Origin of the sequence: Halobacteriovorax sp. RT-2-4, from assembly GCF_047085445.1 — a bacterium.
In the GTDB taxonomy this organism is placed as follows: Bacteria; Bdellovibrionota; Bacteriovoracia; order Bacteriovoracales; family Bacteriovoracaceae; genus Halobacteriovorax_A.
The window spans coordinates 22,226-46,844 of the sequence record NZ_JBKIXY010000002.1 but is presented as its reverse complement, the minus strand read 5'-3'; the positions used below and the strand labels follow the sequence as shown (position 1 = coordinate 46,844).

Below are 24,619 nucleotides of genomic sequence, written 5' to 3'. Positions count from 1 at the left end.
AGACTGGCGTGAGTGATAATATTTTTACTGAAGAACTTGAATTAAATTATACGGAAGTTGCTCCGGAAATTGATTTTAAAGAATTCGAAAAAGTTGTCTCTTCACGCCGCTCTGTTCGTGTCTTTGGTGATGAAGAAGTTCCGGATGAGGTTGTTCAAAAGGCAATTGAGCACGGTCTGCTTGCACCAAATTCATCTAATCTTCAACCTTGGGAGTTTCACTGGGTTAAATCTGAAGATAAGAGATCAGAACTTGCAAAACTTTGTTTTGGTCAAAATGGTGCCAAAACAGCCAAGCATCTAATTGTCTGTGTGGCAAAGACTGGCACTTGGAAGAGGAATTGTGAGCGCATGCTTGCTTCTCTTGAAGCTTCCTCAAAGAAAGATGGCATTGAAGTTCCTAAGGCCGTAAAAGCGTACTATTCAAAGATCGCCCCAATGGCCTATGGTTATATGGGACCTTTTGGTATTTTTTCACCTCTTAAATGGGCGTTCTATAATACAATTGGCCTATTCCAAGTGATCTTTCGTGAGCCAATGTTTCCATCTGAGCTTAGAACTTGGGCACATAAGACAACGGCACTTGCCTGTGAAAATATCATGCTATCAATTCGCGCTCAAGGTTATGACACGCTTCCAATGGAAGGCTTTGATGCTAAACGCGTAAAGAAGCTATTAGGTCTTGGATGCAAGGATCATGTCACAATGGTACTTGGAGTAGGAAAGCGTTCTAGTAAAGGCGTTTACGGCCCACAGTTTAGATTTCCAAAAGAAGATTTCATCATTAAGCATTAAGCATTAAGCACTATGCGATCATGTAGCGTGGAATGAATGGATAATAAAGAAGGCCTCTTCTTGTATTCAGTCGAATTCGAGAAATAAAGTTGGCCTGTTTGCTTTTGTTCTTAATTGAATTTCCCCCTTGTCCTCTCAATTCATTATTAGGATTCGTCAATAATAGGCAAAGAGTAAGAATTGAAAAATATTTCATATACACATCCTTAGTACATTCTCATTCTATCTGCCTCTAAGTTGAACGAAGTCAGCGCCTTGTAAAGTTCTTGTGATTTGTTACATCTTTAAATTTTCTTATTGATGTAAGTTTTGCTTATTTGCTCATAATTTAATTGTCACCTAAAATGGTAGCTAAGTTATAAAAATGAAAAGGATTTTCACATGAAATACTTATTAAGCTTACTTGTTACAGTAAACCTATTTGCAATCACTCCTCAAGAGCTATACGGATGTTTTGAAACAATTGAACATAATCAGCAGTCTGTTCCACATGGACCTGATTATGAGAGAAATCTTACCACTTATGAAGATTATAGCTTTTCTCGAACTTATAAAAATGTTGAGACTAATCGTATTGAGCCAATCAATGTTTTCAATTTCTTTACTGGTGTAAGAGATGATGTGTATTACTCGTATTCACCAATTATTCTCTTCCAAGACCTAGGTGAATATTCTTGGAGTGAGAATTCGCTAAGCTATGAGGTTGATGAGGATATTTATATGTATCGTTCGCAAAAAGAGATGTATGAGAAAGTTGATCACCGCCTAAAGCTTTCAATTAATAAAGTTGGAGCTTTCTTTGAGGGAAGTGTTGAACTAAAATCTCAAGCTCGCAATATCGATCGCGCTTTCACTTTTAAACTTAGAAAAGTTTCTTGTCCTACATCGTACTAATATCGTAAATAGACTTAAATAAAAGGCCCACAAGAACAACATTAAATGCTGTTGTGACTGTGGCCTTATTGCCATTAATAACTTGGCTTGAGCCGAGGTAATTCCCAAGAAGTCCTGCCGGCAGGGCGATTGCAACAATCTTCCACATAATAGCACCCTTGATTAAGAACGTAATAAAGGCCGCAATATTACTTACGTAGTTCATAAATGCCGCATGAGGTGAGGCATCAAGTATGTCGAAATGAAGAAAGAACATCATTGAGATGATAAGAAATGTTCCGGTTCCTGGGCCGAAGAAGCCATCATAACCACCAATGACTAGTCCAATAAGAACTGAGCGAAAAAGAACCTGCATCTTTTCAAGTGGAGAGTGATCCATTAATTCTCTTTTCTTCTTTAGATGGTTCATAAAGAAGATGATTGGAATGATTAAGATTAAAATATAGACCATGTGCTTTGACTCAAGGATAGTGCTAAGTTGGGCACCAATTAAAGAAGCACTAAAAGTTGCAATTGTTGGAGGTAGAATAAATTTAAAGTCAATCTTGCCACGCTTCACATAGCGAATGATTGAAAGTGATTTTGAAATACATGAAACACATTTATTCGTACCAAGCAGAAGGTGAGCAGGGACACCTGTTGCAATATAAGTAGGGATTGTTATTAGGCCACCACCTCCGGCCATGGAGTCGATAAATCCTGCGAAAGTAATGAGAGTAAAAATAATGAGAGCTTGAACTAATGTGAAATCTTCCATTCGGAGATTATCTCTCTTTTTGAAATAGAAAGATAGTAGAGGATGAAAATTATTCGCTATGGTTCTTTAGGGTATCTCTTAGAGCAGCCTCAAGAAAATTAAATGAGTACTCAAAGCCACAGGCCTTATTCTCTTCACATGAAACTTTTTGACTTGCGAGCATAATCTGAGACATTTCACCAAAAATTGTTTTAGCTGCAAATTCTGGCAGCGGAATAAAAGTAGGACGGTGAAGAACTCTTCCCAGTGTTTGTGTGAAATCAATATTTTCAATTGGGTTAGGTGCTACTCCGTTTATGACTTGTTTTTCGGTGTCATGTTCGATTAAGAAGCAGTAAAGGTCACAAAGGTCTCTAATGTGAATCCAGCTCATGTACTGATGACCGTCGCCAATGCGTCCTGCAAGACCTAAGTTAAATGCGGGGAGCATTTTTGCAAGTGCACCTCCTTCACTTGAAAGAACAATTCCAACTCTGATAATTTTGACATCAATTTCTAGGTTTTGAATTCTTAGTGCGCTGGACTCCCAGTGCTGACAGACTTCGGCCAAAAAATCACCGCTGATACTGCTGTCACTTGTGAGCTCTTCATCGGAGCGGTCGCCGTAAATACCAATTGCCGAAGTACTAACAAATTTTTTCGGCAGAGGGAGTCCTCTTGTTCCAAGCTGTTTTAATTTGTCGTGAAGTAAGTTTGTCGCGTTGATACGTGAGTTATAGATCTTGTCTTTCTTTTCTTCGCTCCAACGGGAGTCTGCGATATTTTCACCAGCAAGGTTAATGACGGCATCTACCCCCATAAGGGCTGCCATATCCATTTCGCCTTTTTCCACATCCCACTTGTAATACTTTACTTGCTCATTGCTTTGTTTATTTGAAATATCGCGTGTGAGTATGCGCACTTCCTCGTGGCCGTGTTCAAGCAAAGATTGTGTTAAATTTGTGCCAATAAAACCTGAACCACCACTAATTAATACTTTCATATTTTTAGTATATGGATGAATTGTGAAGAATTTATTAATGAAGTATGAGTGGGTACCACGAGTTTCGTAATCCCCACTCTTTAGAATTTTTTAATTAAAGGTTGATCGACTTTCCATCTGACTTTAAGTCACGACAAGCTTGTGCAATACGTTCAGTCATTGCGTTTTCAGCTTTTTTCATCCAAGTTCTAGGATCGTATTGTTTCTTGTTTCCAACTTCACCTTCGATCTTTAGCATCTCATCGTAGTGCTTGAACATGTGATCAACTACTGGACGAGAGTATGCATATTGAGTGTCAGTGTCGATATTCATTTTTACAACACCATAGTTTAGTGTTTCGTGAATTTCAGATAGCTCACTTCCTGAACCACCGTGGAAAACTAGCCAGTTTTCTGCATCTGCTCCAAGCTCAGCCGTAACAGCAGCTTGTCCGTCTTTTAAAACTTGTGGACGAAGCTTTACGTTACCTGGCTTATAGACGCCGTGAACGTTACCAAAAGTGGCCGCATACATAAACTTACCAAGAGGGCGAAGTGCTTTTGTTACTTCAACCATCTCCTCTGGTGTTGTGTATAATTTATCTGCTGGTGCATCTTCATTATTAACACCATCTTCTTCACCACCAACAACACCTGTTTCAATTTCAAGAATAATTTCACTCTTAGCACATCTCTCTAAAAGCTTCTTACTCATTTCAATATTTTCAGCAGTTGGTAGAACTGAACCATCAAACATATGTGAGTGGAAAAGGTTTGGTTGACCTTGAGCTCTTCTTTTTTCTGTTTCTTCAATAAGAGGAATTAAAAAGCTATCAACTTTTTCTGGGTGACAGTGGTCAGTATGTAGAGCAATAAGTACATCGTACTTTGCAGCAACAAGGTGAACGTGTTGAGCTAGAGAGATTGCACCTAGGACTTCATCTTTCAGGGCCTGGCCTGAAGCAAATGAACCACCTCCAGTTGAAACTTGGATAATTCCATCTGATTTCATGTCAGCGAAGGCCTTGATGGCAGCATTTGCTGTTGAAGTAGATGTTACGTTAATGGCCGGATATGCGTATCCGCCTTTTTTAGCGCTATCTAACATATCGCAGTATTGTTCATAAGTAGCTATTGGCATCCAGTGCTCCTTTTAGTTATAGTAGGATTAAGATTCCACAACATTATAGAGGTCAAAGATGTCACTTGCAAATAAGGAAACACAAAAATTATCACCACAAGAATTAAGAGAGGTTTTGAAGACTGCTCGCGGCGATGGTGAGATTGATTTACTTATTAAAAATGTAAAGATTTTAGATCTTGTTAATGGGGAAGTGGTTGAGAGCTCAATTGCCATCTCTGGAAAAACTATTGCAGGAATTGGTAAGGAATACGATGAGCAGCCTGCTAAGCGTATTTATGACGCTGGTGGAGCGACAGCGGTTCCTGGCTTTATTGACGGCCACCTTCATGTTGAATCTTCAATGATGCACCCATTTGAATTTGAAAGGCTAACTCTTCCTCTTGGAACAACTACTGCCATTTGTGATCCACATGAGATTACTAATGTTATGGGTGATCGTGGTTTTTCTTGGTTTCTAAGATGTAGTGAACTGATGGATCAAAACCTCTTTGTTCAGGTGAGTTCGTGTATTCCTGCTCTTCCTGGCTTTGAAACAAACGGTGGTCAATTTGATATCATTGATATGAAAAAATATAAGGAGCATCCTCGTGTTCTTGGCCTTGCTGAAATGATGAATTTTCCAGGTGTCATCAATGGTGTGGAAGGTGTACTTGAAAAAGTTGAAGAGTTTGCAGAGCTTAATCTTGACGGGCACTCGCCAATGCTTCGTGGGAAACAGCTTAATGCTTATATCGCAGCAGGAATTCAAAATTGTCACGAGACAATCTTTGCAGATGAAGCAAAAGAAAAACTTCAAAAAGGTATGGGACTTATTATTCGTGAGGGATCTGTTGCCAAGAACTTAAAAACTCTGGCCCCAGTTGTTAACGAGTTTAACTCTTGTCAGTGTCTACTATGTACTGATGATAGAAACCCATATGAAATTTTTAATGAAGGTCATATTAACTATATGATCAAGAAAATGATTAATGAGCTTGGAACACCTGCACACATTGCTTATAGGCTATCAAGCTTCTCGGCCGCCAAACACTTTGGTTTAAAGAAACTAGGTCTGATTGCTCCTGGTAAACAAGCTGATATCGTTCTTGTTGGAAAACTTGAAGACGTTGATGTGAAGGAAGTATTTAAAAAAGGTAAGCTTGTAAGTGAGCTTGATTTACCTGCAAAGGTTAATGAGAAATTAGAAAAGTCTCAGCCGCCAAAAGAAAATACGATTAAGAGAAATTTCTTAGCACCTACTGATTTTAATTATGACCTGACACCAGGAACATATAACGTGATGGAAATTGTAAAAGATGAAATCATCACAAATCACTTAAAAGTAAAATTTGATGGTGAAGAATTTGAGCAAGATGATATTTCATTTATAACAGTTATTGAAAGATACGGACAAAATCGCAAGCCTAGTTTGGGCCTTGTTAAAGGTATGGGGCTAACTCGTGGAGCGATTGCTTCAAGTGTTGCTCACGACTCTCACAATATTGTCGTTATTGGAAAGACGCCTCAAGATATTGCAACAGCTGCTAATGAAGTTATTGAAAATGCTGGTGGCTTCTGTGTTGTGGATAAGGGGAGAGTCACTGCATCTCTTGCGCTTCCAATTGCAGGTCTTCTTAGTTTAGAGTCTGCTGAAACAATCAATGAGGGGATCATAAGACTTAAGGTCGCATGTAAAGAAATTGAAGTTGCGGTAAGTGAGCCTTTTATTCAAATGGCCTTCTTAGCTCTGCCTGTTATTCCAACTCTTAAAATAACAGACATGGGATTAGTTGATGTGACAAAATTTGAATTCATTGATTTAAAATGTGAAGAAGCTTAGTCAGTTAATTGAAGCAATTCCTGGGTGGCTATTTCTTACAATCACTGTGGGGGTGATTGCCTTATTTCTTGATCCAATCATGGGGCTTTTACAAAAGAGGGTTACTCAAGTTGAACAAGATAAACTAAGAGGTGATGCTCATACGGTATGTTTCCGTGACGATTTTTCTCAAAGTCGTCAACTTCAGGCCTGTCTCGATGGTAGAAAACTGGCAAAGTTAGACAATAAAAAACAGCTAGAGTTGAAATATATTGAACGACTTTGTGAGATTAATGATGCGTCATCTTGCTATGAGTTAAGCCAGATCAAGAAAAAATTATTGCCTAAAGATGATTACAAAAGCCTTTTAAATAAGGCCTGCCGGCAAGGTCGCGGTGGTAGTATGCTGGCCTGTGGAAAACTTGGAGAATTGATAGAATCTGATTCTCCAGCACTTTCAAAGAAATACCAAGAATACGCTTGCGCGAGTGGTCATAAAAAGTATTGTCTTTAGTTACGACAGCGCCACTATTTCTTTCCAATTCCGTTAAATTATGGTTAAATTCCGTTTCACTTAAGATTTATAACTAGATGAAAATACGAGGTTGATAATGGCAACTGTTCTTAAGCCTAAGAAAAAGTACACTTGGAAAAACACAGATAAAGCAACACTTAAGCAGTGGTATGAGCTACTAAGTCTTGGACGTATGTTAGATGATCGTGCGCCAAACTATCTTAAGCAAGCGATTGGTTGGTCTTACCACGCTCCATATGCAGGACACGATGGAATCCAACTAGCAATTGGTCAAACTTTCGAATTAGGAAAAGACCACTTATTCCCATACTACCGTGACATGCTAACTGCATTCTCGGCAGGTTTAACTGCAGAAGAAATTCTTTTAAATGGTATTTCAAAAGCCACTGACCTTGCTTCTGGTGGACGTCACATGTCTAACCACTTTGCAAAGCCAGAGTGGAATATTCATAACGTATCTTCTTGTACAGGTAACCACACGCTACACGCTGTAGGTACTGCAAGAGCATTCAACCGTTATAAGCATGATGGTGTTGTTTACTCTTCACAAGGTGAGTCTTCAGTTTCTGAAGGTTACTGTTATGAAGCGATCAACGGTGCATCTCGCGAGAAGCTTCCAGTTGTATTTGTATTCCAAGATAATGGATACGGTATTTCTGTTCCAAAATGTGATCAAACAGCAAACGAGTACGTTGCTGATAACTTTACAGGTTTCCTAAACCTTCACATCATTCACTGTGATGGAAAAGATATCTTTGATTCAATGAACGCGATGGCAACTGCAAGAGAAATTGCAGCAACTCAACAAGAGCCTGTAATTGTTCACGCTCGTTGTGTACGTATTCACTCTCACTCTAACTCTGATAAGCACGAGCTTTATCGTTCAGAAGAAGAAAGAGCAGAAGCGGCAGCTCAAGATCCATTAGTAGCATTTAGAAAAGAACTTGTTGCTAACAAGATCTTCACTGAAGCAGAGCTAGATGAAATCGATGCAGCTGCAAAAGTTGAGCTACTTGAAGCTCACAAGAAAGCAATGAAAGCTCCAAACCCAACTCCTGAGTCAATCTATGACTTCGTACTTCCTGAGCCACACGTTCCAACGAAGTATGTTGACGGTACTCACAATGAGTCTGGTGAAGAGGTGAAGTTCATCGATGCAATCAATGGTCAACTTAAGAAAGAATTTAGACATAACCCAGATACTTTCATTTGGGGGCAAGATATGGCCAACAAAGATAAAGGTGGTATCTTTAACGTTTCAAAAGGTATGCAACAAGAATTTGGTAAGGACAGAGTATTTAACGGTCCAATCGCTGAAGACTATATCTTAGGAACTGCAAATGGTTTCTCACGTTTCAACAAAGACATCAGAGTTGTTGTTGAAGGTGCTGAATTCGCTGACTACTTCTGGCCAGCAATGGAGCAATACGTAGAGTGTTCTCACGATTACTGGAGATCAAACGGAGCATTTGCACCTAATATCCTAATCAGACTTGCTTCTGGTGGATATATCGGTGGTGGACTTTACCACTCTCAAAACCTTGAAGGTAACTTAGCAGGTATTCCTGGTGTACGTATCGTATGCCCAGCTTTCGCTGACGATGCTGCTGGTCTTCTAAGAACTGCAATGAGAAGTGAAGGGCCAACTCTATACCTAGAGCCAAAGTCTCTATATAACGCAAAACAAGCAATGACTGTTGTACCAGAAGACTTTGAAGTTCCATTTGGTAAGTGTCGTGTAAGACGTGAAGGAACTGATCTTTCAATTATTACTTACGGAAACACAGTACACCACTCACTTGAAGCAGCAGAGAAACTTGCAGCTCAAGGTTATAGCGTAGAAGTTGTTGACCTTAGATCAATTGCTCCTCTAGATGAAGAAGGTGTTCTTGCTTCAATCAAGAAAACAAATAGAGCACTAGTTGTTCACGAAGATAAGGTATTTGGTGGATTTGGTGGTGAAGTTGCTGCCATGATCAACGACAAAGGGTTTGAGCTTCTAGATGCTCCAGTTCAACGTGTTGGTTCGACTTTCACTCCAGTTGGTTTCAACAGAATCCTTGAAAAAGCAGTTCTTCCAAACACAGACCGTGTTGTAGAAGCTGCTCTTAAAGTATTAAACTACTAAAATTCTATATACTTTTCGAAATATAAAAGCCGGATTAAAGTCCGGCTTTTTATATAACCACTTAAAATCACGTTGTTTTATTTCACTTTATAAATGTAAATTTTTTAGTTGGGTAGAATTTGTTGGATGTACATCTCTTGGTGTTGTACATTTTCACAAATTAATTATTAAGGAGCATACGTGAGACCGGTTTTTATCGTGGTTATACTACTATTCATTTCTTGTGGTGATAAAAATATTCAGCATATCACTAATAATATCGAAAACAGCGAAATTGGCGATGTTACTTCAGATCCTACTTCTTCCACTTCTCGTGGAGATGTACAGCTACAACCAATGATTCATGCGATTAATGCGGCTCCATTTATTAACAAAAGATTTGATGATCGAAATATCACTGATGAACGGTATTCAGATTTTTCTTATCAAAGAATAACTAGTGAAAATGAGCTAAACCACACTCAATTTAAGGAAGGTTTAAAATTTGCTCGCTTAAGCGGCATTAAATTAATTATCGATGATGGAAATAAGTTTGATGATTATTTAAGTAATCAATACGATTTGAAAGAGTTGATTATTGATGCAAAAGAAATTGTAATTAATTCTAAAATTTGGCTACCTTCGACTAATATTACAATCAATGCTGAGAAACTCATTATTGGTCCTACTGGACAAATTTCAACAACACCATCATTCATTTCTGATGGAGCTAAAGTCTATACAGATGGCAAGGCCGGAGCTAATGCCGGTAATATTCATCTAAATATTGCAAAGTTAGAGATTCAAGGACCAAAAAGAGCTGTCTTCAATCTTGTTGGGGGAAAAGGACAAGATGCTGGATTAGGTAAGGATGGTGATGATGGAGAAGATCATTCTAATATTGATCAAGGAGGAGGAGTTCTTTACAAGGAAATATATAAGTATGTTGTAATTGGGCCTAGGCCAGGTCAAAGAGGTGGACCTTCAACACTTGTAAAGAGTAATGGTTACTTTAAACTAGAAAAAGAGATAGGGCATAAAGTATGGCCTTCAGATGGTGAAGATGCAATTCCTGGTGGAAGTGCTGGTGTCGGTGGAAACGGTGGAAATTTTATAAGTACAGTATCGCTTGCTAAAGAATTAATTATAAATAATGGTGGAGCAACAGGTAAGGATGCTCCAGACTATATTGGTGGTTCTGCTGGAAAGCCAAACCCTGCTTATCATATTTGGTGGCATAATGATAAGGTTAACAAAACGACTAAGAAAGAGTTTATAGATGGTCAACCTGTTAAGTCACCTAAGGCAACAATTCATTTTGGAAATATCGGAAATATTGAATTTATCGAAGATAGCATTAATAAATATGGTTGGATTACAAATAGTTATTTAGAAAGAGCAATCAAGTATGGAAAAGATCTGTACTTAGGTAACTATTTTGATGAAGCATATGAGTATTTTTCTGGACTTGCTATATACTGCCAAGAGATCGACGAAGACGATGTTGAGCGTACGAATCTATGTTTATCAATATTTACAAATCTACAAAAACTTAAAATTGGTCATAACTACTTTAATAAACAAATCAATACGGTACCAATTATTGGTCTTGAGGTTTCAACTGAAGTTTATAAACAGGAATTATTAAACTCTCTAGAAATCATTTACTATGCGACACTTGATAAGAATAAAAAAGTTAGCACTGAAGAAAGATTAAAACTTTTAAGTCAACTTCAAGATAGTATTTATAACGACTTGGAAAGTAGTAATAACCTTATTCCTGATCTTGTAAAACAAATACCTGCTTTGAATAAAGAGGTTTCACAGTTACGTGGATATGAAGAAACCTTTAAGAAGGAGATCGATCGTCTCCAAAATATGATCGAAGAGCGAGCGAGAAGAAATGTCGATGATAGAAGAAGTAAAATCAAATTTCTAAAGGCGGTTAAATCTGTTGCTGCTGTTGCTTCGGTTATTCCGATTGGGCAACCAGCTCTCGGTATTGCAACAGGTGCACTTGCTACATTTATTGATAAAGGAGTTAACGCAACATCAATTACAGAGTCTTTAAAAAATTCTTATAGTCTTTATAAATCTGTAAAAGAAGTAAATGAAGACATGGTTAAATCAAAGAATAACTGGAATGAGGGTTTTAAAAAGATTAAGTATAGTACACTTAAAGCTGAGTTAGATAAGGCTTCTAAAGTAGAAGGAAAAAGAGAAGAGCGTAAAAAAGTTCTAGCAAAATATCTTAAAGATGTTACTGATTTCGCTAAACCTATTGTCAAACAAACGATGGAAGAGATTGAAGATTATAAGAAAATTACTTTCCCGAAGGATGAAGTAGAGAAGGAGATTCAAAAGATTCAAAAAACTGACCCTATGTTTAATGAGGTTACTCGAATTGTAAGAGAGCTTATTGAAAAAAGAAAACTTGTTTCTGAAAAAGTTAGATTCATCAACTCTCAGATTTCAGATATCATTATTGGAATTAATGAAGGTTTTAATAAAATTTCGAAAATTTCAGATGAAAAGTATTTGTTACTAAATGAAAGTAAATATATTTTAAGCCAAGATTTCAAGAATATTATAGAGGATGCAAAATATAGACTCCTTTCTTATAATTATGACCTTTATAATTCTTATCAATACCGATTAATGAGTGGTGAAAAGATAGGCTTTTACGATTCTCTAGATACAATTATAAAGAAAATGGAAGATGATATTAAGGAAAGTGAGGTTGGTAGTAAAGCTGACTTAGAAGACTACTTTAGAATGAATCAAAGAATATTATCGCAAGTTTTTCGTAAATCTGTTGATTCTCTAGCTCAAGATGAAATTATAAATAGTAGCTTTCCATATTATTTGAAGGAAAAAGAAATTGAAGCTTTAAATGATGGAAAGGATATTTATATTAATTTCTTTGAGATAAAATCACTTTTTGCTGGTAAAGAGAACTTAAAATTTAGAAACCTTAAAATCGAAACAGAATATACTAGTTATGATAACGGTCAAAAAGTTCCTACTTTTGATTTAGTTGTTGAACATGGTGCTGATCACATTATCGAAAAGAATGGTGTTCTATATAAGCTCGCACAAGAGAAAGAGTATAGCTGGGGAGTAACAGTTAACACTAAATCTGGAGAGCATTTTCCTAAGGAGCCTTCAAAGCTTAATTTTAAATTCCTTGAAGCACTTCTAGGTAAAAACCTTACAAATGACGAGGTTGTACCGTTTTATGCCCGACCTTCTGTTTTAGGAGAGTATCGTGTTAGATTCATAAATACCTCGATTCCTAAAACTGATACAAAGATAGAATCGGTGAAATTTACTATTGATTATGATTATATGAAAGCAAATTAAGAAAAAGCCTGCATTATGCAGGCTTTTTTTATTTGCTTGTTAATGTATAAACACCATCCCATTCCGGTGGAGGTGGGATAACCTTATAATCTTCACAGCGTTTAATATAAATCTCAGATGGATTTGTTTTTACACCTTTCAGATCAGGAAAGCGCATATATTCTAGCTCAAGTGTGTGTTTAAATAACTCAATGGCCTCATCCCATTTTTGCGCCTTATAAAGTAAGATAGCTTTTGAAAATTTATCAGCAAGCTCTTTTAAATAGTCTGGAGCAGTTGCTTTAAGTCCAAGTAGGTCATAACTTGTTACCGGAATTGATTTACCAACAACGCGAATCGTATCAAGCTCTCGCCATAGAAATTCATCTCCTGCAAGCTCAACCGTCTCTTTTGCAACTTGTGTGAAAATACCATATTGCTTTGCTGACTCTTCAAGACGGGCAGCAAGGTTTACAGAGTCGCCCATCATTGTATAGTTCATACGAGAAGCAGAACCCATATTTCCTGTTACGATATCCCCTGAGTTAATTCCTATTCTCATTCTCATATCGTGAACAATTTTTGGCCACTTGTCTCCCTCTGAAACCCATTTTTTTCTTAGCTTTAGTAGTGCTTCTTGCATACGATGAGCAACCATACAGGCACGTTTAGCATGATCAGGAAGCTCCATTGGTGCACCGAAGAAAGCGATAATAGCATCTCCCTCATACTTATCAAGTGTGCCTTTTTCTTCGAGAAGTATATCGGTCATGGCCGTTAAGTATTCGTTTAAAAGCTCAACAAGCTGTGTTGCCGATAGCTTTTCTGAGAAGCTTGAGAAGCCTTGAATATCAGTGAAGTAGGCCGTACGAATTCCTGATGTACCACCAAGAGTTGGCGCTGAGCCTGCTTCATACATTTCATCAATAAGTTCAGGAGAGATATAACTTCCAAATGCATTCTTTAAGAACGCCTTGTCTTGGTTTGCCATATAGAAGTTAACAATTGTATTCCACGAATAGCATAAGACTAGGGCAAAGAAGCACCAAAATAGCTTTGTTTCATACCCTTGTGGAATAAAGTAGAAAGTATCAGAGTAGTAAAGACCTGAGATCAAGACCACGAGTGTAAATAGATCAAAGATAGGGTTTTCTTTAAATTGTACTAGGAGGAGTAGTAGTACAGATATGACAAGTAGGGCCCAAGATAGTTTGGCCGAGTCGATAAATTTTTTAAAGAAGTGGCCATCAATTAGCATCTGGACGAAGTTCATGTGGAACAGAACTCCTGGTAGCATTGAGTCGATTGGCGTATTTCTTAAGTCGTGTGCACCGTATGCCGTTGCACCTACAAAGACAAGAGAGCCTTCAAATAATTTTTTTAGTTCAGGATCATTAGGGTCTTTTTCGATGATTTGATAAATTGGAATTCTAGTATATGCATCGGCCCCTCCGATCCAGCGTACTTTAGTTTCACCTCTAAGGTTTAGCTCTACATCTCCCATTTTGGTTTTTAGAATCGGCACTCCACCTTGAGTACTGAGATCAAGTTCTGTTTTAAAAACATTCTTATTTTCACCTTCTTCGTTCTCATCAAATTCACCAATCCAATGCATATATGATGAAAGCCCATATGAAGGTACATGAATTTCTCTGTAAGGAAATGCAAGTGCTTTATAGTGTCTGATAACGCCATCATTATCTGCGCTGGCCTCAATGAAGCCTAGAGATGCTTCTGCATCGATGATTCCTTGTAGAGGGTATACGGAGTTTGAAATAATCGTTGGCTCCATATCATAATTTACTCCACCGGCCTTTGTGTTTAGGGCAAAAAGATATAGGTCTTCTGGTAAAGTAGGATAGTGGTCAGTCCCATATACTTCGAGGTTATAAGGCATAATGACTCGATTATTTGGAATTTCATGAAAGTATTCAATGGCCGAAATTAACTCATCATCTGGATTAACATCGTTGCATGTTTGAGATGCTTCTGAAAAGAAGACATCAAAGGCAATAACTTTTGCCCCGTAGCCGCGTAGTTTTCTTACCATTGTACCCCAATGAGAGCGAGTAATTGGCCAAGAACCGAGTCTTTTAATTGAATCATCATCAATATCGGCAAGAATTAGTTTTGGATTTGGTGTATTCTGATCCATCGTTTGCATCATTCTAAAATCGTAGAATCGATTTTCAAAAAATGATGCATATGAAGTGAGATTTCTAAAACCTATATCATATGTTCTAGAGTAAAGAGAGAAGAAGACACTGACGCACGAAAATAAAATGATAAAAAACAGTCCCGTGTATTTAATTATATTTTTCATAGCAATCCGTATTTCTTAATGCTTAGTAATAATAAGAGAAGTCAATACCCGTTTGATGGGCAGTATAGTTACTTGTGTCCTCATCCGAGCTATTATTTGTGTAGATATACTCGAAACCAAATGCAAAATTTCTGTTAATAACACGTGTAAGTTTTGCATTTAATGAAGTCGTCATCTCAAGCCCTCGACTTGCATCAGTTGCAGCATCTTCATAACTAATGAAGTTTGTCGAAAGTCCGGCATTGAAACTAGTATTTGGAAAAAGGCCTGGCACAATATAATCAACACGAAATAGGTGAGAAGTCGTATTCAAGTTTGGAGAGTTTGTGTAATCACTACTATCAAATTGATATAATAAGACAAAGATACCGTAGGTCTTTTTGATAATTTGATCAGCGGAAAGAATCATTGAGCTACGCTCTAGACTATCTACATAGTATGAATATGTTTGATACTTAAAAGTTAGAGTTGTATTACCCGTTTCGAAAAAAGGCATCTCACTACCAAGCTCTATTTGCTGAGAGCGATAGTTGAACTCTTTACTTTTTTGAGCATTAATATCTTTTGCTTGATAGTCATAAATGAGATTTGTAAAAAAACGAGCAGGCTTTTTATTGTAGCGATAAGCGAAATCAATATCAATTTCAGGAGTGATATTATAACTATCATTTGAATAAATTTCTGAATCAACGCGATCTGTATAGATTGTATTCTTAATCTCTAAAGAAGGTGTAATTGTATATCTTCTTTTAAAGTTAAAAGCCTTATCAATATTAAAACGAGTTTGAGAAATGAAAGAGTCTTTATTCGTGCCTGTTGAACTTGGAAGGTCATCTGATAGGGTTACATTATTATCATATGTAATTTTCTCTTCTACACTTAGGCTTAGTCTTTCACTTGGTAGAGGATCTCCGTTTACAAGCTTATCCTCTTCTAAGAAGAATTCTTTTTTTATTTCTTTTATACGATTATCAATATCATCAGCAGTGGAACTATTTGGGTCAAGATCGATGGCCTTGTAATAATCTGGCAGGATATACTTTTCGACTATTTCTCTGGTTCGACTTGTCTCTCTGGCGATTTCTAAATTCATATTTGCTATCTGAAAGTATGAAATCTGCTTCATCTCTTTAGAAGTTTTTTTGTCTTTTAAAAGTCGTCTAAAGTAGATTTTGGCATTCTTTGGTTCTTCTTTAAGCTGATAGATATAGGCGATATAGTAATTTGATTGTTCGACTTTATACTTGGCCTTCTCTGACTTTTTAAAGTTTTCAATGGCACTATCTAAATTGTTAATCGCAAAGTTGGCCTGTCCTAATTCATAGTAGAGCTCACTGGCCTTGTTTCCTTTTTTTAGCGCAGAATTAAATGCTTCAATCGCCTTGTTATATTCTTGAATACGAGAGTAAGAAATCCCCAGCAGGTAGTCACGTACACCAGGTGACTTCGCACTTTTAAAATTCTTATAATTTGGAGAGTTAAGTAACTCGATAACTTTCTCGTAATCTGAGTTTTCAAATGCACGGTAAACAGGAGTCATGCTCTGGGCAAGTCCCACTGATGTGATACTAGCTAAGGCCAGTGCGATAAAAATTTTTTTCAAAGTCAGTCCTTTAACTTTTTATTAAAATCTAGGTATTTATAAATAATTTTACTGATAAATAGGACAATTGAATAGAGGGAATTTGGCCACAGAGCTAATTAGCTGTGGCCATATCTGAATTTAGAACTCGGTTATTTATTGGCGATCAAGGATGACTTTAACACGTGCTCGATTTGTTGAAGTCGTATTTGTTTGATCAAGCATTTGGTCGCGATCATCCATTGTCGTTTCCATAATATCTGGGCCACCATCAAGTGGCTTTGTATCGTCTGAAGGAATAGGAGCGCCTATTGGATCGTCAAATTCATCAACTTCGTCTTGATCGAAGATATTGATTGGTCCAGTCGGTACGAGCTCTGGCGCAGTCCCATCAGAAGCAGGTATGCGGTTAACAGTGATTACTGGGTCTTTTGGAATCATATCTCCATTTTCATTTACCACATAGAAGTCATTCTTATACTCACCAGTGTCCTTATCGAAGCTTCCCATTTGAATAGGAACAATAACTTCATTAGTCATTGGGTCTACTGGAGCATTTTTTGGTGGTGGAATATAGAGAACATTATTCGTATCGACATAACCACCTTCGGTCATTGTTCCTTTTGTCTGCACTCTTGATGAAGCTATCGTTGTAGCAGCTTGTGCACTAGGTACTTTGATACTAGCGTCGGCCTTGGCCATTTGTCCCATGATCTCAGATCCACCTGCTCCACTAAATTTTGAGCTATCCATTCCTGGAGGAATGATATTTCGACTCATCTGTTTTTTCTCTGATTTCTTTTGATCGTCATTTGATGATGTTTTAGATCCATCATTTGCCTCAAGGGCCTTTAGCTGTTGTTTATTAATTTTTACCGGTGCCATTGGTTTTGAATCAACCTTTGGCATAACCCCAGAAAGCTGTCCTTGGCGAACCATAACTGAAGTAGGTGATGAAACAACCTTTTCAAGTCTGTCTTGTAGGAAGCGGCTCTTCTTAAAGTTAGTAAGTGAACCCATCGCAACGGCACCTTCAAATGTAATAAGTGTCGTATTATTATTGGTAGGGTTAAAGTTAACTTGGAAATCAGTACCACGTACACCCATGGCCGCAGTTTTAGTTTTAATGAAAAGCTTTGATTTCTTTTTATCGATCTCTAGGTAATTCTTAGATACTTTTGAACGAAGTTGACCATTAATAAGATTGATAATTCCTGCTTTCTTTTTTGGGAATTGCTCCACTTCAACTTCAGAATTCGCACCGAGAGTAAGATTTGATTTGTCGATAAAGAGTAGCTTTACAAAGCTTCGGGCCTTGGTCGTAATCTTAGCACCCTCTGGTACCCAATCTCCCTTCGCTAGTGGCTTTTTAGTTTGGGAGTAAAAGACATTTCCTCTTACTTTCATAACTTTGGCGACACCCTTTTCCGAATTTGCATTCAAGACAGAAATATTCGCTAAAATTGCTACAGATAAAATTACAAGTCTTAGTACCTTCATAATGAGTCCCCACAAAATCAATCTCATTTATACTTATCGTAGATCAAAGTAATTTCTTAAGCTGAAACTTGTGTAAATGGCTAAAAATAAAGGGAGTTTGGATTGGGCTAACTTTCTGATATGACAAGAACTTGTGGCAGAGTGAACTGCCACAATACGTAATTTAGAGTACTTAGATAATTGTATCGAAATTCTCTGTCGGTCTACCGATTACCGCTTTCTTGTTATCATTAACAAGGATTGGACGCTCAAGAAGCTTTGGGTTTTCGTGAACGATTTTGGCCCATTCAATATTCGATAACTCTTTACCTGCAAGACCTAGGTCCTTAAATAGCGCTTCTTTTGTACGAATTAGACCTTCTAGTGGAGCTAGACCTGTGTATTTCACTAAGTCGATAAACTCTTTTTCCTCAACCCCATCTTTCAGATATTCTTTAACCCTAAAGCCAACACCTTCTTGGATGCCTTTATGTTCTAAATATTCTAGACCTTGGCGACTCTTAGAGCATCTTGGATTGTGATAATAAAGCATTAATTCTACTCCTGATAATTATCATATCAGTTCTTTTCTGATATATTGGGTTTTTAAAAAATAACTAACTAGGATTTTAGCCATGTCTTACGATATTGAAAATATCAAATCAGAATTTGCCGAACATGTTAAAACTTTACAGAATCAGATTAGTGACGAACTTAAGAGAATCGATAGAAAAATTAACTTAAATGAAGATATTTGGGAGAGAAAAGACTACGCTGGAAATCCTGGCGGTGGTGGAATCACTCGCGCTTTTGAAGGAGAGATCTTTGAGAACGCTGGTGTAAATACATCTCTTGTTTCTGGTGAAGTTGATCCTAAATTTGCTGCTAATATTGGTGGTGATAATAATCAAATGTGGGCAACGGGAATTTCTCTCATCATTCACCCGACAAATCCAAAAGTTCCAACAACTCATGCAAATTTTCGTATGATTCAGGCCGGTTCAAAAATTTGGTTTGGTGGTGGAGCAGACCTAACTCCTTACTTTCCACACGAAGAAGACTTTGAGTACTTTCACAAGGTTTGGAAGGACGCCTGTGAACCATATGGATACTGGGATGATTGGAAGAATCGTTGTGATAAGTATTTTGTAAATAAGCACAGAGAAGACGAAATGCGTGGAGTCGGTGGATTCTTCTACGACCATTTCTTTTCAGGTGACCCTGTTAAAGACCTGGCCATGTTTAAAGAGATTTCTTCAAACTTTATCAAGTCTTACTTCCCACTTGTTGAGAAGAGAATGAATGAAGCCTTCGATGATGAAGATGTGGATTTCCAATTACATCGTCGTGGCCGCTACGTTGAGTTTAATCTTCTTCATGATAGAGGAACTCACTTTGGTCTTAAATCTAATGGCCGTACAGATTCAATTTTAATTTCACTACCAAAGAGAGTGAAGTTTACTTATCGTTACGAGCCAACAAAGCCAGAGCATAAGAAGATGATGGAGTATTACTATCCAAAGGACTGGGCCTAGCTTTTAGCTGGCCTGTGCCTTAATGAGGTCTTCTAAGATCTCATTGGCATCAATTTCAACTCCATGGGACTGGGCCACAGCTTGAATCTCTTCAAGTTTTTTCTCTAGTTTCGTGATTTCACAAAGTAGACGGTAGCAGTTGTTAATCATCATAAATTACCCCTTTGTTAGAGTTGTTAAATATAAGTTTGGCACATCAAACTATCGGTGTCTATAAGAAAATACTTAATGGTCATAGTTTTAATTGATTTGATCAATACAATTTATTTTAATTTTACACAGTTTAGGAATTTATGTAAGGTGCCTGAATCCTAATTCGGATGCATTGCAAGATTAGTAAGAGGTAGAAAATGTCTAAAAGACTACAAGAATTATTAGAAGAAATTAAAGAATACACGCCAAAGCAAATGAGAACGCTTAGAAATAATCTTAATAACAGATTGCAAAGTTTTAAAAATGATTTCAAAGAACCAAAAGAGCTACAAACTTCTCATAAATTATATGGCCTTGAAGAAGGCGAGTGTCGCGAGCTTCTTGGTGTTGTAAAAAAAGAATTAATCAAAATGAAATTTTCTGATTTATAGAACATGCTCTACAACAGCTGTTGTAACAATGTAATATAAATGTAAAAGCTTGGGCCTTGGCTTTAGTTGAACGCTTATCGAGGGTATGCTCCTTATATGCAAAAAGCCAAGCAAAAGCCCATTCTCAGAGGTTGGTCTCATCAGGCCATGTTCTTTATCTCCCTTGGAGCCTGTTCACTTCTCATTGCTAAAAGTGTAAATACCACTCAGTATATTTCGACTATCATCTATTCTCTAGGCCTTCTAATGATGCTTGGAGTGAGTGCCTTCTATCACCGAATTCATTGGGAGCCTAAAGCACGAGACCTTCTTGGCAGGCTAGATCATAGTGCTATTTACGTGATGATTGCAGGAACTTGTACGCCTATAACTCTTCTTGTTTTAAATGGAGAGTCCGGTTCGACTTTGCTTATTAGTATTTGGACTGTTGCTGCAATTGGTATCTTAAAATCAATCTTCTTTCCAAATTTACCTGAGAAGGTAAGTGCAATTATTTATCTGATACCTGGCTACATGGTTCTTCCATATTTATCTGAGCTTATCCCAAAATTAGGGATGACAAATATCTCGCTCTTAATTTCTGGTGGAGTTCTCTATACAATAGGTGCTATTTTTTACGGATTAAAGAAGCCTGGTAGGTATGCCAAGTGGTTTGGTTATCATGAATTATTTCATCTATTCGTTTGTGTGGCCGCGACGTTGCACTTTATGATTATCTATTCGATTGTTGGGTAGGTGATTTTTGAAATAGTTTGTGCCATTGGCGCCTGTGACGAACCGCTCGGGCGTTATGGTCACGATGACCTGTATGTCTGCGGGAGGCAGGAGCCGAAGCAGACTGAACCCTCGCTCTCGTATTTATTGGCAAGCTAAAGATTAGGGGCGCGCGCAGCGTCCCATTGACTGGCCTATGCCAGTCAATGACGCGGGCGCTACCAATCAGGGGCAATGTAAACATCAATCGCTGGATTATACTCTGCTCTTAGAGTTGACTTAATTGCCTCAAGAGTTCCAGTTGTCGATGATGGGCAAGTCCCACATGCACCTTGATAACGAACAAGTAGAATATTGTCTTCATAAGAAACAGTCTGAATATCTCCACCGTCAGCTTGTAGGTATTGTCTAACTGTACGATCAAGTACGGCCTCAATATCTTTTAGCTCTTGAGGTAGGTTTTCACGACGCTCTTTTTCTGGATCAAATTCTTCGTATTCTGGATTGTGATTTGGTAGATCGTGCTTGATTGTTTCAAGGATCTTTGGCTCAATATCATCCCAATCTTCATAATTGAATTTTGTCACTGTGATAACATTTTCAAAAAAGTGTAATTGGTCAATTCCACGAATTGTAAAAAGATTAACTCCTAGGTTAACCTCTCCACACTCCATTGGTGTTCTAAAAGTTGAAGAACCAGATGCTTTTACATTTTGATTTAAAATGAACTTTAGTGCATTTGGATTTGGTGTTGGTTGAATGTCGATTGTTACTTCACTCATATATTATACCTTTGTTACCTTAACCTCTTATAGGAAGTTGATGGCCTTATGTAGTGCTTTTATAAAATTATCTATTTCTTCTTTCGTATTATACAACGAGAATGATGCTCTTGCAGTAGCACTAATCCCGAATCTTTTCATTAAAGGCTGTGTACAGTGGTGACCTGTCCTAATTGCAACACCTTGGCGATCAAGAAGAGTTCCTAGATCATGAGGGTGAGCACCTTCAACAACAAATGATAAGACAGAAGCTTTTTCTTTGGCAGTTCCAATTAAGCGAACTTTTTCAACTTCTAGGATTTGTTTTGTCGCATAATCAAGAAGTTCTTTTTCATAGCTCTTAATAACATCGAGGTCACAATTAACGATGAAATCAACTGCTGGTTTAAGCCCGATACCACCAGCAATATGAGGTGTACCAGCTTCAAATTTATGTGGAAGATCGTTGTAAGTCGTTTTCTCAATTGTTACAACATCAATCATATCACCACCACCTTGATATGGAGGCATTGATTCAAGAAGCTTCTCTTTTCCATAAAGAGCTCCGATTCCTGTTGGCCCAAACATCTTGTGAGAAGAGAAGGCAAGGAAGTCACAGTTTAGATCTTGAACATCAATTTTTTCGTGTGCAATCGACTGAGCTGCATCAACACAGAAGTAAGCACCATTATCATGTGCAAGCTTAATGTATTTTTTGATATTGTTAACTGTTCCAAGGCTATTTGAAATATGGGCCATTGAAACTAGTTTTACATTGCCTTCAGAAAGAAGCTTCACATAAGCTTCTTCGTTGATGTCTCCTTCATCAGTAATTGGAATCTCTCTAACTTTAGCCCCAATCTTTTCTGCTTGGATCTGCCAAGGTACAATATTTGAATGGTGCTCCATAGTTGAGATTAGAATGACATCATCTTTTTTCAAGTAGTAAGGAATAAAAGAGTTCGCAACTAAGTTTAAGCTATCAGTTGTTCCTTTCGTAAAAATAATTTCAACTCTTGAATTAGCATTGATCAGTGATTGAATCGCATCACGTGTTTCTTCATACTTAATAGTTCCAAACTCACTTAGGTAGTGAACTCCTCTGTGAATATTGGCAACATTATGTGAGTAATGCTCATTAACAGTATTGATTACATTAATATGTTTAAGAGTAGATGCAGCATTATCTAAGTAGATAAGTGGCTTATCATGTACTTTTCTTTCTAGTTGTGGAAATTGTGCTCTAATAGCATTAATTTCGAAGGCCATTAAGATTCCTTTTCCATTTCATCAAATGTGTTTTTTTCAAATGATTCAAATAGAATTTCACTTAAGAAGTTTTCAATTTTCTCATCTTCAATTTTTGTAATTGCATCTGAACAGAATGCGTGGATAAGTAGTTTTTGCACGCGCTCTTTTGATAAACCACGAGACTGTAGATAGAAAGCTTCTTCATCACTCATTTGTCCTACTGTTGCACCGTGGGCACATTTAACATCGTCAGCATAAACTTCTAGTTGTGGACGAGTATCAACGTGAGCACCCTTAGATAAAAGTAGGTTCTTATTTAATTGCTCAGAATTTACAAGTTGAGCGTCTCGACAAACAAGAACTTTCCCAGTGAAAACTCCACGGGCCTTGTTATCAAGAACTCCTTTGAAAAGCTGAGAACTATCTGTTCTTTCTTTGATATGCGAAATTAGTGAGAAGTTGTCTGTATGTTGATCACCTCTAAGAGCGTATAGTCCATCAACACTTGCAGTTGCACCTGCACCATTTAGGCGAACTCTCATTTCATTACGAGACTTCTTTGCACCTGTTGTGAAAGTGAACGATTTAAAGTGTGCATCTTTTGCAATGTCAGCATTCACACTGCTTACGTGAAATGCATTTACACCATCAGTTTGAACTTTTACGTGGCTAACATTTGCTCCATCTGCAATTTTGAAATTTGAGACAGCGTTTATATTATATGCCTTGTCACTTCCCGTGAAAATCTCTACAAAACTAACCTTTGAAAATTGCTCAACGTTAACGTGAATACGAGGAAGAGCAAATTCTCCATCAAAGTCTGAAATATGAACAATTGAGATAATATCATCAACACTTACATTTTTTGGTACATTGATTTCAATAATATTTTCGACAGCAGAAGCATTAAGCATGGCAAAGATATCTGTTTGGTCACAATTGGCCTCATTTGCTACGAGTGCCTTGTGCTCAACGGTGATTTCTTCTGGAAAGAATGAGTCTGCTTTAGAGTACTGACCATTTAAAAGAACAACTTGATACTTTCCTGCAACCTTAACATTTTTAAGCATCGCTTTCTCAGTTGTAACCGTAAACTTTTCAGGTAATACATCTGTAAGTTTCGTATAAATCCAGTCTTCCATCTTTGTGTGTGGAAGTCCACGGGCCTTAAAATTATTCAAGGCTTCCTTATTTGAATCTGATTTAGCATAAGTTGCTAGATCATTTAAGTATTGGTCTGTTAATTCTTGGATATTCATTATTAATCCTAGTCCTTATTTTGTTAACCAGTCGTAACCTTTCTCTTCAAGCTCAAGAGCTAGCTCTTTTCCACCTGACTTAATAATTTTACCGCCACTTAGTACGTGAACATAATCAGGAACGATATAGTCTAGAAGTCTTTGGTAGTGTGTTACTAGAACGATACCATTGTACTTAGACTTGATCGCATTAACACCTTTTGCAACGATCTTAAGAGCGTCGATATCAAGACCTGAGTCTGTTTCATCAAGTAGTGCAATCTTTGGGTTTAGAACGGCCATTTGAAGGATTTCATTTTTCTTCTTTTCACCACCAGAAAAACCTGTGTTAACTGGACGGTCTAAGAATTCTTCTCTCATCTCTAGTAGTTCTAATTTTGGTCTTAGGAATTCTCTGAATTCTTCTTTTTTCATTTCTGCAGCACCTTGAGATTTAGATACTTCATTAAATGACTCAAGAAGGAAGTCAATATTTGATACACCTGGAACTTCAATAGGGTATTGGAAGCCTAGAAAGATTCCATTCTTTGCTCTTTCATCTGGCTCAAGTTCTAGTAGGTCTGTTTGCTTTCCATTGATATTGTAATCAATAGATCCACTTGTTACTTCAAATGAAGGGTGACCAGCGATAACTTTAGAAAGAGTACTCTTTCCTGAACCGTTTGGTCCCATAATTGCGTGAACTTCACCTGGTTTAACTTCAATAGAAATCCCTTTAAGAATTTCTTTTTCTTCTACTCTTGCGTGAACATCTTTAACTGTAAGTAAGCTCATTTTTTTCCCTTTATATAAATCTAAA

22 protein-coding genes are annotated in these 24,619 nt (G+C 37.4%); 9 read left to right on the top strand and 13 right to left on the bottom strand.

The window, feature by feature from the left end; translation table 11 throughout:
* The first annotated feature begins 8 nt into the window (after nt 1-8).
* Nucleotides 9-794, top strand: coding sequence for a nitroreductase family protein (locus ACMAYL_RS10605; RefSeq protein WP_412471075.1), 786 nt, complete (start codon nt 9-11; stop codon nt 792-794).
* Nucleotides 795-804: 10 nt separating this feature from the next.
* On the opposite strand, the gene ACMAYL_RS10600 is transcribed toward ACMAYL_RS10605, so the two are convergent.
* Nucleotides 805-990, bottom strand: a complete 186-nt coding sequence (locus tag ACMAYL_RS10600; protein ID WP_412470059.1) for a hypothetical protein — start codon at nt 988-990, stop codon at nt 805-807.
* 185 nt (nt 991-1,175) lie between these two features.
* On the opposite strand from ACMAYL_RS10600, the gene ACMAYL_RS10595 reads away from it, so the two are divergent.
* A complete protein-coding gene (locus tag ACMAYL_RS10595; protein ID WP_392992324.1) occupies nt 1,176-1,688 on the top strand; it encodes a hypothetical protein in 513 nt (170 codons plus the stop codon).
* Here ACMAYL_RS10595 and ACMAYL_RS10590 read toward each other — a convergent pair.
* The 3 genes from ACMAYL_RS10590 to fbaA all read right to left on the bottom strand — a co-directional run bounded on the left by ACMAYL_RS10590 (nt 1,675) and on the right by fbaA (nt 4,547).
* Complete coding sequence (locus tag ACMAYL_RS10590; protein WP_103219048.1) at nt 1,675-2,445, bottom strand: sulfite exporter TauE/SafE family protein; 771 nt, start codon at nt 2,443-2,445, stop codon at nt 1,675-1,677. The two genes, ACMAYL_RS10595 and ACMAYL_RS10590, sit on opposite strands and share 14 nt — an antisense overlap.
* Nucleotides 2,446-2,494: 49 nt before the next feature.
* Nucleotides 2,495-3,427 carry a TIGR01777 family oxidoreductase gene (locus ACMAYL_RS10585; protein ID WP_412471074.1) on the bottom strand — a complete coding sequence of 311 codons (933 nt, stop codon included), beginning with the start codon at nt 3,425-3,427 and terminating at the stop codon, nt 2,495-2,497.
* Nucleotides 3,428-3,521: 94 nt separating this feature from the next.
* On the bottom strand, nt 3,522-4,547 hold the full coding sequence (fbaA, locus tag ACMAYL_RS10580; protein WP_103219046.1) for a class II fructose-bisphosphate aldolase: 1,026 nt from the start codon (nt 4,545-4,547) through the stop codon (nt 3,522-3,524).
* Nucleotides 4,548-4,605: 58 nt separating this feature from the next.
* Here fbaA and adeD point away from each other — a divergent pair, with 58 nt between their 5' ends.
* The 4 genes from adeD (at nt 4,606) to ACMAYL_RS10560 (ending at nt 12,353) form a co-directional block, all read left to right on the top strand.
* Nucleotides 4,606-6,369 carry an adenine deaminase gene (gene adeD, locus ACMAYL_RS10575; protein WP_103219045.1) on the top strand — a complete coding sequence of 588 codons (1,764 nt, stop codon included), beginning with the start codon at nt 4,606-4,608 and terminating at the stop codon, nt 6,367-6,369.
* Nucleotides 6,356-6,862: a hypothetical protein gene (locus tag ACMAYL_RS10570; RefSeq protein WP_103219044.1), complete on the top strand. Its 507-nt coding sequence runs from the start codon at nt 6,356-6,358 to the stop codon at nt 6,860-6,862. Before adeD ends, ACMAYL_RS10570 begins: the two co-directional genes overlap by 14 nt.
* Nucleotides 6,863-6,959: 97 nt before the next feature.
* Nucleotides 6,960-9,011 (top strand): thiamine pyrophosphate-dependent enzyme, encoded by a 2,052-nt coding sequence (locus ACMAYL_RS10565; protein ID WP_392992317.1) that lies wholly within the window; start codon nt 6,960-6,962, stop codon nt 9,009-9,011.
* A 180-nt stretch (nt 9,012-9,191) separates the two neighbouring features.
* Nucleotides 9,192-12,353: a coiled-coil domain-containing protein gene (locus ACMAYL_RS10560; RefSeq protein WP_412471073.1), complete on the top strand. Its 3,162-nt coding sequence runs from the start codon at nt 9,192-9,194 to the stop codon at nt 12,351-12,353.
* A 28-nt stretch (nt 12,354-12,381) separates the two neighbouring features.
* On the opposite strand, the gene ACMAYL_RS10555 is transcribed toward ACMAYL_RS10560, so the two are convergent.
* From ACMAYL_RS10555 to ACMAYL_RS10540, 4 genes are all read right to left on the bottom strand, one after another.
* Complete coding sequence (locus tag ACMAYL_RS10555) at nt 12,382-14,655, bottom strand: CHASE2 domain-containing protein (protein ID WP_412471072.1); 2,274 nt, start codon at nt 14,653-14,655, stop codon at nt 12,382-12,384.
* 22 nt (nt 14,656-14,677) lie between these two features.
* Nucleotides 14,678-16,258, bottom strand: a complete 1,581-nt coding sequence (locus tag ACMAYL_RS10550; RefSeq protein ID WP_412471071.1) for a hypothetical protein — start codon at nt 16,256-16,258, stop codon at nt 14,678-14,680.
* 135 nt (nt 16,259-16,393) lie between these two features.
* The gene (locus ACMAYL_RS10545) at nt 16,394-17,737 is read right to left on the bottom strand and encodes a FecR domain-containing protein (protein ID WP_412470053.1); all 1,344 of its coding nucleotides are present in this window, start codon (nt 17,735-17,737) and stop codon (nt 16,394-16,396) included.
* A 172-nt stretch (nt 17,738-17,909) separates the two neighbouring features.
* Nucleotides 17,910-18,269 carry an ArsC/Spx/MgsR family protein gene (locus ACMAYL_RS10540; protein ID WP_103219038.1) on the bottom strand — a complete coding sequence of 120 codons (360 nt, stop codon included), beginning with the start codon at nt 18,267-18,269 and terminating at the stop codon, nt 17,910-17,912.
* Nucleotides 18,270-18,351: 82 nt separating this feature from the next.
* Between ACMAYL_RS10540 and hemF the strand changes: the two genes are divergently transcribed.
* Complete coding sequence (gene hemF, locus ACMAYL_RS10535) at nt 18,352-19,251, top strand: oxygen-dependent coproporphyrinogen oxidase (RefSeq protein WP_103219037.1); 900 nt, start codon at nt 18,352-18,354, stop codon at nt 19,249-19,251.
* Nucleotides 19,252-19,254: 3 nt separating this feature from the next.
* Here hemF and ACMAYL_RS10530 read toward each other — a convergent pair whose 3' ends face one another.
* Nucleotides 19,255-19,404 carry a hypothetical protein gene (locus ACMAYL_RS10530; RefSeq protein ID WP_158246941.1) on the bottom strand — a complete coding sequence of 50 codons (150 nt, stop codon included), beginning with the start codon at nt 19,402-19,404 and terminating at the stop codon, nt 19,255-19,257.
* A gap of 197 nt (nt 19,405-19,601) precedes the next feature.
* Between ACMAYL_RS10530 and ACMAYL_RS10525 the strand changes: the two genes are divergently transcribed.
* Together ACMAYL_RS10525 and trhA are read left to right on the top strand one after the other, a co-directional pair.
* Nucleotides 19,602-19,835: a hypothetical protein gene (locus tag ACMAYL_RS10525; protein ID WP_103219036.1), complete on the top strand. Its 234-nt coding sequence runs from the start codon at nt 19,602-19,604 to the stop codon at nt 19,833-19,835.
* A gap of 96 nt (nt 19,836-19,931) precedes the next feature.
* Nucleotides 19,932-20,570, top strand: a complete 639-nt coding sequence (trhA, locus tag ACMAYL_RS10520; protein WP_103219035.1) for a PAQR family membrane homeostasis protein TrhA — start codon at nt 19,932-19,934, stop codon at nt 20,568-20,570.
* A 197-nt stretch (nt 20,571-20,767) separates the two neighbouring features.
* On the opposite strand, the gene ACMAYL_RS10515 is transcribed toward trhA, so the two are convergent.
* The 4 genes from ACMAYL_RS10515 to sufC are packed head-to-tail and all read right to left on the bottom strand — an operon-like array spanning nt 20,768 to nt 24,594.
* Nucleotides 20,768-21,331 (bottom strand): NifU family protein, encoded by a 564-nt coding sequence (locus ACMAYL_RS10515; protein ID WP_103219034.1) that lies wholly within the window; start codon nt 21,329-21,331, stop codon nt 20,768-20,770.
* A 27-nt stretch (nt 21,332-21,358) separates the two neighbouring features.
* Nucleotides 21,359-22,579: an aminotransferase class V-fold PLP-dependent enzyme gene (locus tag ACMAYL_RS10510; protein WP_412471070.1), complete on the bottom strand. Its 1,221-nt coding sequence runs from the start codon at nt 22,577-22,579 to the stop codon at nt 21,359-21,361.
* The gene (gene sufD, locus ACMAYL_RS10505) at nt 22,579-23,820 is read right to left on the bottom strand and encodes a Fe-S cluster assembly protein SufD (RefSeq protein WP_412471069.1); all 1,242 of its coding nucleotides are present in this window, start codon (nt 23,818-23,820) and stop codon (nt 22,579-22,581) included. The genes ACMAYL_RS10510 and sufD overlap by 1 nt, the downstream gene beginning before the upstream one ends.
* 15 nt (nt 23,821-23,835) lie before the next feature.
* Nucleotides 23,836-24,594 carry a Fe-S cluster assembly ATPase SufC gene (gene sufC / locus ACMAYL_RS10500; RefSeq protein ID WP_103219031.1) on the bottom strand — a complete coding sequence of 253 codons (759 nt, stop codon included), beginning with the start codon at nt 24,592-24,594 and terminating at the stop codon, nt 23,836-23,838.
* Between the last annotated feature and the right edge of the window lie 25 nt (nt 24,595-24,619).

What these genes read in the sequence shown, in the direction of transcription:
- ACMAYL_RS10600 (WP_412470059.1), bottom strand. Translation starts at nt 990, where the DNA reads ATGAAATATTTTTCAATTCTTACTCTTTGCCTATTATTGACGAATCCT.
- ACMAYL_RS10595 (WP_392992324.1), top strand. Translation starts at nt 1,176, where the DNA reads ATGAAATACTTATTAAGCTTACTTGTTACAGTAAACCTATTTGCAATC.
- ACMAYL_RS10590 (WP_103219048.1), bottom strand. Translation starts at nt 2,445, where the DNA reads ATGGAAGATTTCACATTAGTTCAAGCTCTCATTATTTTTACTCTCATT.
- ACMAYL_RS10585 (WP_412471074.1), bottom strand. Translation starts at nt 3,427, where the DNA reads ATGAAAGTATTAATTAGTGGTGGTTCAGGTTTTATTGGCACAAATTTA.
- fbaA (WP_103219046.1), bottom strand. Translation starts at nt 4,547, where the DNA reads ATGCCAATAGCTACTTATGAACAATACTGCGATATGTTAGATAGCGCT.
- adeD (WP_103219045.1), top strand. Translation starts at nt 4,606, where the DNA reads ATGTCACTTGCAAATAAGGAAACACAAAAATTATCACCACAAGAATTA.
- ACMAYL_RS10565 (WP_392992317.1), top strand. Translation starts at nt 6,960, where the DNA reads ATGGCAACTGTTCTTAAGCCTAAGAAAAAGTACACTTGGAAAAACACA.
- ACMAYL_RS10555 (WP_412471072.1), bottom strand. Translation starts at nt 14,655, where the DNA reads ATGAAAAATATAATTAAATACACGGGACTGTTTTTTATCATTTTATTT.
- ACMAYL_RS10545 (WP_412470053.1), bottom strand. Translation starts at nt 17,737, where the DNA reads ATGAAGGTACTAAGACTTGTAATTTTATCTGTAGCAATTTTAGCGAAT.
- ACMAYL_RS10540 (WP_103219038.1), bottom strand. Translation starts at nt 18,269, where the DNA reads ATGCTTTATTATCACAATCCAAGATGCTCTAAGAGTCGCCAAGGTCTA.
- hemF (WP_103219037.1), top strand. Translation starts at nt 18,352, where the DNA reads ATGTCTTACGATATTGAAAATATCAAATCAGAATTTGCCGAACATGTT.
- ACMAYL_RS10530 (WP_158246941.1), bottom strand. Translation starts at nt 19,404, where the DNA reads ATGATGATTAACAACTGCTACCGTCTACTTTGTGAAATCACGAAACTA.
- ACMAYL_RS10525 (WP_103219036.1), top strand. Translation starts at nt 19,602, where the DNA reads ATGTCTAAAAGACTACAAGAATTATTAGAAGAAATTAAAGAATACACG.
- trhA (WP_103219035.1), top strand. Translation starts at nt 19,932, where the DNA reads ATGCAAAAAGCCAAGCAAAAGCCCATTCTCAGAGGTTGGTCTCATCAG.
- ACMAYL_RS10515 (WP_103219034.1), bottom strand. Translation starts at nt 21,331, where the DNA reads ATGAGTGAAGTAACAATCGACATTCAACCAACACCAAATCCAAATGCA.
- ACMAYL_RS10510 (WP_412471070.1), bottom strand. Translation starts at nt 22,579, where the DNA reads ATGGCCTTCGAAATTAATGCTATTAGAGCACAATTTCCACAACTAGAA.
- sufD (WP_412471069.1), bottom strand. Translation starts at nt 23,820, where the DNA reads ATGAATATCCAAGAATTAACAGACCAATACTTAAATGATCTAGCAACT.
- sufC (WP_103219031.1), bottom strand. Translation starts at nt 24,594, where the DNA reads ATGAGCTTACTTACAGTTAAAGATGTTCACGCAAGAGTAGAAGAAAAA.